Origin of the sequence: Leisingera daeponensis, from assembly GCF_019801465.1 — a bacterium.
GTDB classification, from domain to species: Bacteria; Pseudomonadota; Alphaproteobacteria; order Rhodobacterales; family Rhodobacteraceae; genus Leisingera; species Leisingera daeponensis_A.
Map to the genome: position 1 here is coordinate 1 of NZ_JAHVJA010000003.1, position 12716 is coordinate 12716.

A 12716-nucleotide genomic window follows, 5' to 3' on the forward strand; every position below is an offset into this window, starting at 1 on the left:
AAATCCAATAATCTCTCTAAAACGATGAAACAAAACCACTGCCGCGGGATGGAGCAGCCAGGTAGCTCGTCAGGCTCATAACCTGAAGGTCGCAGGTTCAAATCCTGCTCCCGCAACCAACTTCCGTGAAAATCGCATCACCACGCACGGCGTTGAGAGATCTCGGCGCCGATTTGCATAGATGTTTCTATTCCTTTTCAAATCTCCGGAATTTTGCAGGAGGTCCGAAAGGCGAAGTGCGGCTTAATGGCTTCAGACAGCGGAACTCAGCTCAAATCCGCTTTGCTCAGAATGCCGCAAGCAAATAACGGGCTGCGGGTCGGGCCGCACGTCAGGCTATGCCGCGAGTTAATTGCAAAGGCAGTTCGAAAATGACTTAAGAACTTTTTGCAGATACGCGCTGGTGAACCTTCATACCGTGGCAAGCTGCTGCACCATGATTTCGCGCATCTTGAACTTCTGCGGCTTGCCTGTGGCAGTCATCGGCAACTCCGGCACGATCCGCACATACTGCGGGATCTTGAAATGCGCAATTTGGCCTCGGCAGTGGCTGAGCACCGCCTCTTCGTCCAGTCCGGCCCCCGGTGCAGGCACGATCCAGGCGCAGACCTGTTCACCGAATTTTTCGTCCGGCACCCCGAACACTTGGGCATCTGCGATCTGCGGGTGGCGGATCAGGAACTCCTCGATTTCGCGCGGATAGATGTTTTCACCTCCGCGGATGATCATGTCCTTCAGCCGCCCGGTTATGCTGCAGAATCCGTCCGAGTCTATGGTGGCGAGGTCGCCAGTGCGCATCCAGCCGTCCGAACTGGCGGCCTCCGTCGCGGCGGGGTCGTCCCAATAGCCTTGCATCACCGAGTAGCCGCGCACCAGCAGTTCGCCCCGCTCGCCCGCGGGCACGGTGCGGCCTTCGCCGTCCACAGCTTTCACCTCCAGATGCGGATGCACGCGGCCGACGGTGGTGCAGCGTTTCTCTGCCGGGTCGGTGGTGAAGCTCTGGAAGGAGACCGGCGCGGTTTCGGTCATGCCGTAGCAGATCGTCACCTCCTGCATGTGCATGTCCGTGTTCATCCGGCGCATGATTTCAATGGGGCAGGGGGCGCCGGCCATGATGCCGGTGCGCAGGGAGGAGATATTGCGCGGGGCCCGGTCCAGCTCCTGCAGCATGGCGACGAACATCGTCGGCACGCCGTAAAGCGCGGTGGCGCGTTCCGCGGCGGCGGCATCCAGCACCGCGGCCGGCTCGAACGCCTCGCCGGGGAAGACCATCGCGGCGCCCTTGGAGACCGCGCCCAGCACCCCCATCACCATGCCGAAGCAATGATAGAGCGGCACCGGGATCAGCAGCCGGTCCGCCCCGGTCAGCTTGATGCGGCTGGTGACGAAACGGGCGTTGTTGACGATGTTGAAGTGGGTGAGCGTCGCCCCTTTGGGGAGGCCGGTGGTGCCGGAGGTGAACTGGATGTTGATCGCATCGTCCGGAGCGAGCCCCGCGCTGATGGCGTCCAGGGCCGCGGTGTCCGCACCCGCGCTCATCTCCTGCAATGTCTCAAAGGGCAGAACGCCGGGGCCGGGTTCCGCCGCCATCACCACCGCATGGCGCAGCGCCGGCAGCCGTGCCGCCGCCAGCCGGCCGGGGGCGGCCGCGGCCAGTTCGGGCGCCAGTTCGCGGATCATCTCCAGGTAGCGGGAACTCTTGAAGCTTTCCGCCGCGATCAGCACCTTGCAGCCGGTCTTGTTGAGCGCATATTCCAGCTCCGCCAGCCGGTAGGCCGGGTTGATGGTCACCAGAATGGCGCCGATCCGGGCGGTGGCAAACTGGGTCAGAACCCATTCGCAGCGGTTCGGGGACCAGATGCCGACCCTGTCGCCCTTGCCCACGCCCAGCTCCAGCAGCCCCGCCGCCAGCCGGTCCGTTTGCCGGGCCAGCTCGGCATAGGTCATCCGGATGCCGGTATCCGTGAACACCAGCGCCTCGCGGCTGCCGTGCCGTTCCGCCGCCTGCCGCAGCAGGGCCGGGATGGTGATGTGCTGCAGCGGCGGCTCGCTTGGGCCGCGCACATGCGAAAGGCCGTCAATCGGGGCGGTGGGATCGGTTTGCGGGTCGGTCATGGTCAGTCTCTGCTGGGGGCTCTGCGGGGGGCGCGGGGCGGGCCGCCGCGGCGGCGGCCCGGCCGGAGTTTACTGCGGATCAGCCGCGGGCGATGTTGATCACCTGCATCTGGGTGTATTCCGCCAGCCCCTCGACCGATTGCTCGACGCCGAGGCCGGAGCCCTTGAAGCCGGCCATCGGGATGTGCGGGCCGATGTTCAGCTGCTGGTTCACCCAGATGGTGCCGGACTCGATGCGTCCGGCGATCTCGGCCGCCTTGGCGGTATCGGCGGAATGCACCGAGCCGCCCAGCCCGTAGTCGGAGGCGTTGGCGCGGGCGATCACCTCGTCGATGCTGTCGAAGCGGATCACCGGCAGGATCGGGCCGAACTGTTCCTCGTCGACGATCTTCTGGCCGTCGGTGACATCGCGCACGATGGTCGGGCGGACGAAATAGCCGGGTCCGTCCTTGGCGCTGCCCCCGGCAATGATCTGCCCGCAGGCGCGGGCGTCTTCTAGGAAGCCCTTGATCTTGTCGAACTGCGCCTTGTTCTGGATCGGGCCGATGGTCGTCCCCTGCTTCATGCCGTCATCGACCACGGCCTGCTCCGCGAGGGCCGCCAGCTCGGCGCAGAACGCCTCGTAGATGTCGCTGTGGACATAGGCGCGCTTCACCGCCAGGCAGACCTGGCCGGCGTTGAGAAAGGCGCCGCCATAGACCTTTTCGGCCGCCGTCTTCACGTCCACGTCCGGCAGCACGATGGCAGGGTCGTTGCCGCCCATCTCCAGCGTCACCCGCTTCATGGTGTCGGCCGCACTGGCCATGATCCGCTTGCCGGTTTCGGAGGAGCCGGTAAAGCCGATCTTGGCCACATCCGGGTGCGCCGTCAGCTTGGGTCCGAGGTCGTTGGCATCGGTGATGATGTTGACGAGGCCGGCCGGGAAGATGCGGGCGCAGATCTCGCCCAGCTTCAGGGCGGAGACCGGGGTGGTCGGGGCCGGTTTCAGCACGATGGCGTTGCCGGCCATCAGCGCCGGACCGATCTTCCAGCAGCACAGGAGCAGCGGGAAGTTCCAGGCGATGATGCCCGCCACCACGCCCAGGGGCTTGTGCCGCGTCTCGATGCGGAACTCGGCGTCATCCTGGATGACGCGGTCCGGCAGCTCCAGCGTCGCGGTATGGGCGAGATAGCCCTGCGACCACGCGACCTCTCCCTGCGCTTCGGGCAGCGGCTTGCCCTGCTCCAGGGTGATCAGCCGCGCCAGTTCGTCCGCCTCTTCGCCGATGGCGGCGGCCAGCGCCTCGACCTTGGCGCGGCGTTCTTCCATTGGCGTTTCCGCCCAGGCTTTCTGCGCGGCCTTGGCGGCGGCCACCGCCTGGTTCAGATGCGCCTCAGAGGCATGCGGCACGCGGGCAAACACCTCCTCCGTCGCCGGGTTGATCACCTCGATCATGCGCTCCGCCGAAACCTGTTCGCCGTTGATCAGCATGCCATAGTCCATTGCCGTTCTCCCTGTTTATCCGTCAGCCGGGTTTGATTGGGAAAGACAAGCACGGTCCGGCGGCGGGGTCTTGGGGGCGGGTGCCAAAGAGTTTGCGTCCTGCGCCAAAGATCCGCCGGGATCGCAGGTGCCGAGGAAGCCGCGCGGCGAGCAGCCGAACTGCTGGCGGAAGGTGCGGTTGAAGTGGGAGATATCGCCGAATCCCGCGCCGTAGGCGAGCTGGGCAATCGGCACACGGGCCTTCTGCCGCGCCGCGTGGCGCAGCTTGCCCGCCACCGCGGCCAGCCGGGTGCGGGTCAGGCAACCGGTGAAGGTGGTTCCGTTCTCTTGGAATTCCCGCTGCAGCTGGCGCCGCGACAGCCCGGTGCGGGCGGCCAGCGTGTCCACCGTCAGCCGCGGATCGGCGCTGAGCAGCTCCAGCGTTTCGCGGATCAGCCGGAACCGGCTGCTGCGGCTGCCAAGACTGCCGGCCCCCGGGCGCGGGCCGGCACCGGCAAAGGCCAGCGGCACCAGGTCAAAGATATAGCCGGCGGTGTCCTCTGCGCCGCCGGCATCCAGCAGCCCGCACAGGCTGGCGTGCAGCGGATGCGCTCGGGTGATCTTGCGGCCCGCCGCGGGCATCTCCCGGCGGGTTTCCAGCACCAGCGCCCGCGGCAGATGCGCCGACAGGAAGGCCGCGGGCCCGCCGCCGATGCTCAGCTCCGCGGCGCGGGTGGAATCCAGCAGCAGGAACTCCCCCGGTTTCAGCAGCGTCTCGCGGCCCGCGTGAAGGATGCCGGTCTCGCCTTCCAGCTGGCGCAGCAGGAAGAAATGCTCCTGATCGTCGCGCAGAATGCCCTTGCGGGTGCGCTCGATGCGGGCGGACGGGCAGCGGATCTCGGCCACATCGACGCCGCTGCGCCACCGCAGGTCAAAGGTCCCTGTCCACTCGCCGACGGCCCGGTCCGGGACCGCATAATAGTGGCCGCAGCTGGCGCGCAGGGTGCTGTTCCATGGTTCAAATCCGATCATGCGGCGTGCGGGCCTCCTGTCCCTATGCGCTCGCGTCCGGTGAAGGACGGGGTTTGCAGCATCTCCCCGACCCCGCCTTCCGCGTTGGCCCGGGCCAGCAGACCGGTGAAATGCGCAGCCGCCAGGCTGGCGCCCCGGACCGGCGAGCCGGGGCCGCCGGGGCAGGCGCCGAAGCGTGCGGCCGGGAGGTTCAGCAGCGACCACTGGCCGGCGCCGCAGCGGGCATCGCCCTGCACCGAGAACACGCCATCGCAGCCGGCCGGGCAGACCGGCGTGCCGCGGGCCGGGGCCGAGGCCACCAGCAGCTTGCCCGACCGCAGCACTGCGGCCGCGGCCGCCGCCAGCAGCGGGCTGGCACCGGCATGGCCGAACGAGCAGTGCACGATTGCCGCCTCCGTCTCCGCGGCGCGGTGCAGCGCCTTTGCCGCGGTTGCGGGCGTGGTGGACAGGCGGCCCGGAAAGATGCTGATCCCGAGGATCTGCGCATCCGGTGCATTGGCGCGGATGGCTGCGGCCATGCAGCTGGCGTGCAGCGCGGCCGGGCTTCCGGCAGCGCGGGGATGCACATCGCAAATTTCCGCCCGGCCGGCGAGGCCCGGGGTGTCCGCGGCCAGCGGACCGTCGATCAGCGCGATCAGCGGCGCAGGGGTCATGCCACGGCCTCCGTCAGGTTGATTTCCATGCCGAACTCCCCGCCCGCCGCCGCGCCGCCGTGGGCGGTCAGGATGCGGGTGGCATGGGGAAAACGGGCGTCGATATAGGCCAGGATGCGGGCGGCAGCGGCGGGGTCCACCTCCGACAGTGCCTCATCCAGGATCAGGATGTCGAACGGGGCCAGCAGCGCGCGCAGTAGGCACAGCCGCTGGCGCTCGCCGCCGGACAGGGTCAGCCCGCTTTCGCCCAGCAGGGTGGCGAGACCGCCGGCGCTGCGGAACCTGTCCGCCAGGCCGAACAGCTCCAGCAGCGCCCAGACCTCCGCTTCATTATCCGGATCAGCCCAGAACGCGCGGCTCTGGAACAGGTTGTCGCGCAGGCTGGCGCGCAGGGTAAACGGCCGCTGCCCGGCAAAGGCCACGCGCGGCGGCAGGGCGGCGCCGTCCAGCAGGGCCAGGTCCGCACCGCCCAGGCTGGCACGCCCGGCTAGAGGCTGCGCCCGCCCGCAGAGCACCGCCAGCAACGAGGTCTTGCCCGCGCCGCTGGCCCCCCTGAGCGCCACCCGGGTGCCCTCGGGGATGGTCAGGGACAGCGGGCCGAGCGGCGGAGCAGCCCCGCGGGAGACGGTCACGCCGTCCAGCCGCAAGGCATAGCCGGACGGTGAAAAAGCGGCGGTGCGGGCGGGGGCATCCGCCTGCATCACCGCATTCAGCCGGGCCGCCGCGACCTTGACCCGCGCCTGCGCGTGCCACAGGCCCAGCAGCGATTGCATCGGACCGGTCATGAATCCCATGTAGGCGATGAAGGCGATCAGCGACCCCAGCGGCCACTCGCCGCGGATCACCATCAGCCCGCCCGCCAGAAAGATCGCCGAGCGGGTCAGGGCCGACAGCAGTACCGGCACGGCGCGGGTGAACTCGCGCCAGAGGTTCTGGGCGATCAGCTTCCGGCTCAGGCTGTCGTGGTCGCGCAGGCTGCGCCGCTCGGCCCAGAGGGTGCCGCGGGCGGCCTGCAGGGCGGGCAGTCCGAACAGGGTTTCCGACAGACCGGCTGCGTAGCGTCCCTGCATCTCGCGCACCGCGGCGGCGTGGCGCTCGGTCCGGGGCCGCGCCCAGGCCAGAAAGGCAAGCTCGACCGGGGCCAGCAGAGCGGTCAGCAGGCCGAGCCGCCAGTCCAGCACCATCAGCATCGCCGAGCCGCCGATCAGCCGGATCAAGGCCGAGGAGCCGCCCAGCACCGCGTTGAAGGCGAATTTCTGCACTTCGGCGGCGTCGCCGTCGATGCGGGACAGCAGCTCGCCCGCGCGCTGCGCGGCAAACCAGCCGGCGGGTTTGGCGGCCAGCCGGGACAGCAGCCGCCGCCGCAGCCGCGCCAGCATCCTGACGGACGCGCGCATATGGAGGATGCTGCTGAGCGCGCCGGTGCCGGTGGCCAGCAGGCCAACCGCAAACAGCGCGAGCGACCAGACCACCAGCTGCGCGGCATCGCCCGCGATCAGCCCGCGGTCGATGACCAGCTTGCTGATATAGGGCGGCAGCAGGCCGAGGCCGGCGGCAAGGAAACTGATCAGCAGCAGCAGCGCCAGCCGGCGCCGGTGCGGGCGCAACAGCGGCAGCAGCCAGCCTGCGGCGGCGGGTGTAAAAAGCGCCGCACCTGCCCGGGCAGGCAGATGCGGCCAGGCGCGGGCCACGGCGGGGCGGCCCGGCTGGGGAGAAAACTTTCCGGCGCTGCCGGTCATCCCTGCGGCACGACTTGCAGGGTGGAGACGGACATGTCGCCGCCGGAAGGCATCCGGATTTCGCCAATGCGCTCCAGCGTTTCGCTGTCATAGATGCCGATGTCGTCATTGGTGCCGGCGACATAGATCTCCTTGCCGTCGCTGGACACGTTGATGACGTAATAGGTGTGCGGCAGGTCGACCCGTTTCACCAGTTCGCGGGTTTCCAGATCGTGCTTGGAGAGTTGGGTGTAGACCCCGTAGAGATACTTGGGGTCCACGGCGCTGCGCACACCGGAGAACATAAGCACCTCGAAGGAGGCGAAATCGGCAATCTCGGTCTCGCCGGTCGTGAGGTCGACGGACTGGTAGCCCCAGACAAAATCCGCCATTTCCTGCTGGCTCTCGTCGGTGAAGACCGCAGCTGTATACATCAGCATGAACTCGTCGTTCTGGCTGCCGGTGGGCCAGAAGGCGAGAACGTCCGGCGGGCTGTACGTCGGGCGGTCCCAGCTGGCGTTGGCGATGGCCACCTCGGTGCCGCCGGTTGCAGGATCAATCCGGTAGACCTCGTGGCCGGCCAGGTAAACGCTGCCGTTGCGGTCGGTGGCCATCAGCGTCGCCCGCCGCGGGGCGTCGAACAGCGCTGCCGGCTCGGCCTCCAGCCCGGCGCTGGCATCGTAGACCGCGAACTCGGGCTGAAGCACCTCGTAGCGGTCGATCTTTTTCCGTACCGGGTTGCGCACCGTGTAGATCTGGCTGCCGTCCTTGGAGACTGCGAGCGAGGCCAGCGAGCGGCGGGTCACATCGCCGTCCGACTGGGCGGCATGAAATACGGTTTCGCAGGTTTCGATATTGACGCCGACCACATCCTGCCAGTGGTTCAGCAGCACATAGGCGATGCCGTTGTCCGGCGACATGGCGATCACCCCGGGCGTCACGTTGGTGCCGAGGTCGCAGTCCTGCTTCAGCGCGCGGGTATCGGCATCGAACACGTAAAGGTTGGAGGGGCGGGCCACCGTTACCAGCAGATCGCCCGCTGCCAGCGGCAGGGCGGAGGCGCACAGCGCCGCAGCAGCAAAAAGCGCGGATTTCATGATACGGGTCTCCTCAGGTCTCGGCATCGGTGGGGTAGGTGGCGCCAAGCGCGCGCCAGTCCTTGGCGGCATTGGGAGCGTTTTCGTCCCAGTTCTGGTGATTGACCATGATGTCGGGCACCTGGGCGGGCCACCAGCAGGGGTCGGAGCAGCCGTAGAGATCCGCCTCCATCGGCTGACAGAGGGCCGCGAGGCCGCCGAAGGGATCGACTTCCCAGCCCGGGTCGAATGTGGTGGCGCAGCCCGCGGTCACGGTTTGCATCGCGCGGACCTCTTCCATCTGGCCTTCGGCGGCGGCCTGCTGGACGCGTTCGGCTTTCTGATTGAGCGGTTTCATTTTCCAAACGCCCTCCTCGGCGCAACATGCTGGTGAAAGTACTGCGGCGCCTTGGCGATCAGTTCGGCATAGGCGGCGACTCCGAAATCGATCCAGTCGCGCATCAGGTCGCAGTAGTGATAGGTCGGCATCATCGGGTCGCTGAAATGGGCATAGCTCTCGTGGTAGCAGCCGCCCGCGCACAGGTTGCGGATCCGGCAGGTGGCGCAGCCCTTCTCGGTGCGGTCGGAGCGCGCCTTGATGAACCCCGACAGCTCCTTGCGCTTGATGCCCTCATCGACGGTGCCGAACTGGTCCATCTCCGAGCCGGTGAACCGGTGGCAAAGGTTCAATGCGCCATCATGGTTGACCGCCAGCATCCCCACACCGGCCCCGCAGGGCAGAGCCTTGGAGCGCCCCTCGTAGAGGTCGTTCATCATCTGATGCATGTTGGAAAAGCCGATGTTGCGGCCCTCGAGCGCCTCCTCGACATAGCGGCGGCCGAGGGATTTCATGCCCTCGAACACCTCCAGCAACTCGGCGCCGTTGAGGTTGAAGGCATCCATCTCGCCCGAGGTCACCGGCGAGAAGCCGACCTCGGCAAAGCCGATATCGTTGATCAAGTGGTCCCAGATCTCGACAATGTTGGTGATGCCGGCGGTCAGGGTGACGCGGGCGCCCACCGGTTTGGATTTGTAGCGCGACAACAGCAGCCGCGCCTTGGCGGCGACCGCATCATAGGTGCCCTTGCCGCCCACCGTCTTGCGGTTGAGGTCGTGCTGCGCCTTGGGGCCGTCAATGGAGACCGTCAGGCCGAACCTGTGCTGGTCGAGCCAATCGATCAGCGGCTCGGTCAGCAGGGTCGCGTTGGTGGTGAGGCTGAAGTTCACCGCCTTGCCGAGGGAGGCGAAATGCGGCTCGGCCCAGTCCACCACCTGCCGGATCAGCGGCAGGTTCGACAGCGGCTCGCCGCCGAAGAACACCACGTTGTAGCTGTCCCGGTCCGGATTTTCCGCCAGCAGCATCTCCACCGACTTCTGCGCGGTTTCAAAGGCCATCTTCTGGCCCTTGGACGGGATCGCCAGATCTTCCTTGTAGCAGTAGGAACAGGCCAGGTTGCAGCCGGTGTTGACGTTCAGGACGATGGTGGTCAGCGGGAAATTCTCGATCTCGATGGGCGGCCGTTCCGGCTGCAGCGGGCGGCCGTCGTTGACGATGTCGAGCCGCACCAGCCCGTCGAGCCGTGCCACCGCATCCGATGCCGCAAACCGCGCCTCGAACTCCTCCATCGAGAAGGCCTGCGCCTGCGCCGCATAGTCGAGGATATCCCTGTCCACCCCGTCCATCTCGAAGATCGAGGTGGTGGGGACGTGGAACAGAACCTCGCGCCCCTCGACCGCGACCCGGTGCGCATTGGCCGGCTGATAGTGAAAGTCTTTCATGGTCTCTCTCCCCTGTCTCAGCGGATCGGCGGGTCGATGAAGCGCTGCACGGTGACGATCAGCATCGCCTCCGCCTGCTGGCCCATCGCCTCGGCCTGCACCTTCAGCTCACCCGCGTTGTTGGCGCTGAAAGGGCGCTCCGGGTTGGGGCCGGCAATGGCGGGCATGAAGATGCCGTTGGCCTGCATGTCCCCGGCGTATTCGGTGTCCTTCATGTGGGCGGCGTGTTCATGCGCGTTGGCCACGGTCCATTGCGCCTCAACCCGGCCGATGCGGACGTCGTCGTCGGTGCCGGCCTGGCCGTCGGGGCCGTTCCACATGCCGACCGCGTTGAAGTAGGCGGGCACCGCGGCCGGGCCTTCCTCGCTGCCGCCGCCGACGCGGGCGATGGTGAACTCCGGCTCGACCCGGATGCTGTCCACCGAGGTGTAATGAGCGATCTGCCCCTCGGCCCCGCCTGCGCTGAAGGTGACCACGCCGTTGCCCTCTGCCGCCAGCGACAGCGCCGCGCCAAAGCTGTTCGCCGTTGCATCGCCGCTGGAGGCGTCAAGACCGTCAAGCCCGGTGCCAACCACCTGCACCAGTGCCTCCCCTGCCGGCACGGCAGAGGGAACGGTGCCCAGGATGACGCTGCCAGCCCCGTCCCGCACACCGCTCAGCGGCGCGCCCAGGGCGTCGTTGCTGCGGTCGAACTGGCGGCCCTGCAGGCTGTTGCCATCCTCGGACAGCGCCAGCACCTGGCGGTAGGCGGTGCCGCCAATGTCCAGATTGGCGCGCCATTCATAGCCGGTATAAAGGTTCATCTGCCCCGACGCCGGATGCGCAGTGCCGTCCGCCGTCATGAACGCGCCGCTGACCTGATAGGGCGAGGCATCGCCCGTCACCGTCAGCTTGCCGTAGGCCTCACCGATGCCGGGCAGGTCGGTCATCACCACCCAGTCGCCCGCCACCGGCTGTTTGTCCGCTGCCTGCCAGTCCGTCCAGGCGGCCGTCTCCAGCGGGTTCTGCTCCGCCAAATAGCCGGCGATTTCGGTCCGGGCGATCTTGTACCACTCCCGGTCGCGGCCAAGCGCCTGGTATTCGATGGTGGGGAAATGGCCGACATGGAAATCCATATGCAGCTCCCATTCCTCGGCGGTGCGGTTCTGCAGAAGCCCGCGCGCGCCGGTATGGCAGCGTGAGCACATCGAGGCGAAGGGCTCGTCAAAGCTCTCCTGCGCGTTCGGGTCCTTCTCCAGCGCATAGCGGAACGGGGCAGCCTCGGACGGGGCCAGACCCTGGGTGTCCGCCAGGTGCTGCACGATGGCCCGGCGGTTCCCGGCGCTGACGTCCAGCCCATGCGCCTGCTGCATCCGGACAATGGTCATCATCCAGCCTTCCGGCGTCTTGCGCTGGCCGGTAATCCGGGTCAGCCCGCCGTCCTCGGCGGTGTGGCAGCCGCCGCAGGTGTCCTGCAGCAGCTCTTCGCTGGCGAGGGCGGCCGTGGCGCCGGTTATCGAAAAGAGCAATGCGGCCGTCAGACGGCCTGATCGTGGTGCCATTGAAATGTCTCCCTGTTGTTGGTGTCCAGGGGGAGCGCGGCCCCCCCGGTGAAACCCTGCGCTGCAAGCCAGCGGTGGATGGCCTGTGCCGCCTGCGGCGGGGCTTCGGGTATAAACTCGGCGTGAAACCGGGCCGGGTCCGGCAAGGGGCGCCCGTTCAGACGGCGCAGGAGCGGAACGATCTCCTGGCCGCCGACAAAGGCAGCGCCGCCGGGCGCATCGCTGGTGATCAGCACCTCGCGGCGCGCCAGCCGGCCGTTCTGGACGACAACCCGCGTGCCGGTATGAGGGCGGATGTCCGTATTATGGGCGGGCGCATCGTCCGGCCAGGCCGCGCGCTGTTGCCAGAATGTGCTCCGAAACCCCGCCTCGCGGTAGAAATCCCGGCCCACCCGCGCCTGCCGCCAGAAGGTCTCTGCCACCCGGTTGCGGTAGAACTCGCGGGCCAAATCAGCCTTTCCCGCCAGCAGCGCCCGCGCGATGGGCACCGCCATCAGTGCCGAGGATACGGCCCAGAACATCCCGTGCCCCGACAGGGGATCCAGCGCCACCGCCGCATCACCTAGCCGGGGGCAGCGCGGATCCAGATCCGGTGCCGTCAGCCGTGGCGCAATTGCGTGTACGACGGGACGGGCGGGCAGGGGAGGGACTCCTGCTACAGTCCCCCACAAAGCTGCCACAGCGTCTTTGCCGCCCGTCTGGCCCAGCGAAGCCGCAGCCCCCACCGCCTGCAGCCAAAGCCGGTCCCGTTTCACTGGAACCGACCAGATCCAGCCCTCGGGCCGCGCTTCGAGCCACGGCGTTTCCATATATCCCTTCTGTGCTGGCACAATCCCGGCAACGGAGATCGTGTCCGGCCCCACCTGCTCAGCTCGGCTCGAATCCGAACTTTGGCGCGGCGCCCGGCGGCCTCGGGCTTCGAAAAGCAACCCGGCAGACAGGCATTGGCCATCGCTCAGCCGGATTTCCCCGGCCTCCGGCCGCACGCTGGAGACCGCCGCCAAAACAACACTGACGCCCTCGGCCCGCGCCGCTTCCAGCAGCCCGCTGTCAAAGGCGCTCCGGTCGGCCGGATGCTCGCTATTCTGCCCGCCCTGGAACGCGCCCCAGCTGACATGGCGCTGTGCCGCCGGGCTGATCCCGGCCAGCGGCAGCCGGTGCCGCGCCAGGATGGCAGCGACGCGGCCGGACATGCCCTCGAAGCGGGTTCCGCGCGGCGGCAGGGTGGCCAGCGCCACGCGGAACCCGGCGCGCGCCAGCAGAACTGCCGCCACTGACCCGGCCGGGCCGCCGCCTGCAATCGCAATATCAAAGGTGTCTGTTTGAGGTGCCATTCAGCC

General features: G+C 67.8%; 10 protein-coding genes and 1 tRNA gene. 1 reads left to right on the forward strand and 10 read right to left on the reverse strand.

Annotation, left to right across the window (positions count from 1 at the left end; translation table 11 throughout):
- Window positions 1-42 precede the first annotated feature (42 nt).
- Window positions 43-119, forward strand: a tRNA-Met gene (locus tag KUV26_RS08285).
- Between the two features lie 292 nt (window positions 120-411).
- Here the strand turns inward: KUV26_RS08285 and KUV26_RS08290 are convergent.
- From KUV26_RS08290 to KUV26_RS08335, 10 genes are all read right to left on the reverse strand, one after another.
- Window positions 412-2115: an AMP-binding protein gene (locus tag KUV26_RS08290; protein WP_222508014.1), complete on the reverse strand. Its 1704-nt coding sequence runs from the start codon at window positions 2113-2115 to the stop codon at window positions 412-414.
- 79 nt (window positions 2116-2194) lie between these two features.
- On the reverse strand, window positions 2195-3598 hold the full coding sequence (locus tag KUV26_RS08295) for an aldehyde dehydrogenase family protein (RefSeq protein ID WP_222508015.1): 1404 nt from the start codon (window positions 3596-3598) through the stop codon (window positions 2195-2197).
- Window positions 3599-3613: 15 nt separating this feature from the next.
- Window positions 3614-4609, reverse strand: a complete 996-nt coding sequence (locus KUV26_RS08300; RefSeq protein WP_222508016.1) for a helix-turn-helix domain-containing protein — start codon at window positions 4607-4609, stop codon at window positions 3614-3616.
- Window positions 4606-5262 carry a hypothetical protein gene (locus KUV26_RS08305; RefSeq protein ID WP_222508017.1) on the reverse strand — a complete coding sequence of 219 codons (657 nt, stop codon included), beginning with the start codon at window positions 5260-5262 and terminating at the stop codon, window positions 4606-4608. Before KUV26_RS08305 ends, KUV26_RS08300 begins: the two co-directional genes overlap by 4 nt.
- Window positions 5259-7001 carry an ABC transporter transmembrane domain-containing protein gene (locus KUV26_RS08310; protein WP_222508018.1) on the reverse strand — a complete coding sequence of 581 codons (1743 nt, stop codon included), beginning with the start codon at window positions 6999-7001 and terminating at the stop codon, window positions 5259-5261. The genes KUV26_RS08305 and KUV26_RS08310 overlap by 4 nt, the downstream gene beginning before the upstream one ends.
- Window positions 6998-8077 (reverse strand): quinohemoprotein amine dehydrogenase subunit beta, encoded by a 1080-nt coding sequence (gene peaD / locus KUV26_RS08315; RefSeq protein WP_222508019.1) that lies wholly within the window; start codon window positions 8075-8077, stop codon window positions 6998-7000. The genes KUV26_RS08310 and peaD overlap by 4 nt, the downstream gene beginning before the upstream one ends.
- A gap of 13 nt (window positions 8078-8090) precedes the next feature.
- Window positions 8091-8414 (reverse strand): quinohemoprotein amine dehydrogenase subunit gamma, encoded by a 324-nt coding sequence (gene qhpC / locus KUV26_RS08320; RefSeq protein ID WP_222504435.1) that lies wholly within the window; start codon window positions 8412-8414, stop codon window positions 8091-8093.
- Window positions 8411-9835, reverse strand: a complete 1425-nt coding sequence (peaB, locus tag KUV26_RS08325; protein ID WP_222508020.1) for a quinohemoprotein amine dehydrogenase maturation protein — start codon at window positions 9833-9835, stop codon at window positions 8411-8413. Before peaB ends, qhpC begins: the two co-directional genes overlap by 4 nt.
- 17 nt (window positions 9836-9852) lie before the next feature.
- A complete protein-coding gene (gene peaA / locus KUV26_RS08330) occupies window positions 9853-11376 on the reverse strand; it encodes a quinohemoprotein amine dehydrogenase subunit alpha (RefSeq protein WP_222508021.1) in 1524 nt (507 codons plus the stop codon).
- Window positions 11352-12710 carry an NAD(P)/FAD-dependent oxidoreductase gene (locus tag KUV26_RS08335; protein WP_222508022.1) on the reverse strand — a complete coding sequence of 453 codons (1359 nt, stop codon included), beginning with the start codon at window positions 12708-12710 and terminating at the stop codon, window positions 11352-11354. Before KUV26_RS08335 ends, peaA begins: the two co-directional genes overlap by 25 nt.
- Between the last annotated feature and the right edge of the window lie 6 nt (window positions 12711-12716).

Excerpts from the sequence above, each read along its gene's own strand:
- KUV26_RS08290 (WP_222508014.1), bottom strand. The coding sequence starts at position 2,115 with ATGACCGACCCGCAAACCGATCCCACCGCCCCGATTGACGGCCTTTCG.
- KUV26_RS08295 (WP_222508015.1), bottom strand. The coding sequence starts at position 3,598 with ATGGACTATGGCATGCTGATCAACGGCGAACAGGTTTCGGCGGAGCGC.
- KUV26_RS08300 (WP_222508016.1), bottom strand. The coding sequence starts at position 4,609 with ATGATCGGATTTGAACCATGGAACAGCACCCTGCGCGCCAGCTGCGGC.
- KUV26_RS08305 (WP_222508017.1), bottom strand. The coding sequence starts at position 5,262 with ATGACCCCTGCGCCGCTGATCGCGCTGATCGACGGTCCGCTGGCCGCG.
- KUV26_RS08310 (WP_222508018.1), bottom strand. The coding sequence starts at position 7,001 with ATGACCGGCAGCGCCGGAAAGTTTTCTCCCCAGCCGGGCCGCCCCGCC.
- peaD (WP_222508019.1), bottom strand. The coding sequence starts at position 8,077 with ATGAAATCCGCGCTTTTTGCTGCTGCGGCGCTGTGCGCCTCCGCCCTG.
- qhpC (WP_222504435.1), bottom strand. The coding sequence starts at position 8,414 with ATGAAACCGCTCAATCAGAAAGCCGAACGCGTCCAGCAGGCCGCCGCC.
- peaB (WP_222508020.1), bottom strand. The coding sequence starts at position 9,835 with ATGAAAGACTTTCACTATCAGCCGGCCAATGCGCACCGGGTCGCGGTC.
- peaA (WP_222508021.1), bottom strand. The coding sequence starts at position 11,376 with ATGGCACCACGATCAGGCCGTCTGACGGCCGCATTGCTCTTTTCGATA.
- KUV26_RS08335 (WP_222508022.1), bottom strand. The coding sequence starts at position 12,710 with ATGGCACCTCAAACAGACACCTTTGATATTGCGATTGCAGGCGGCGGC.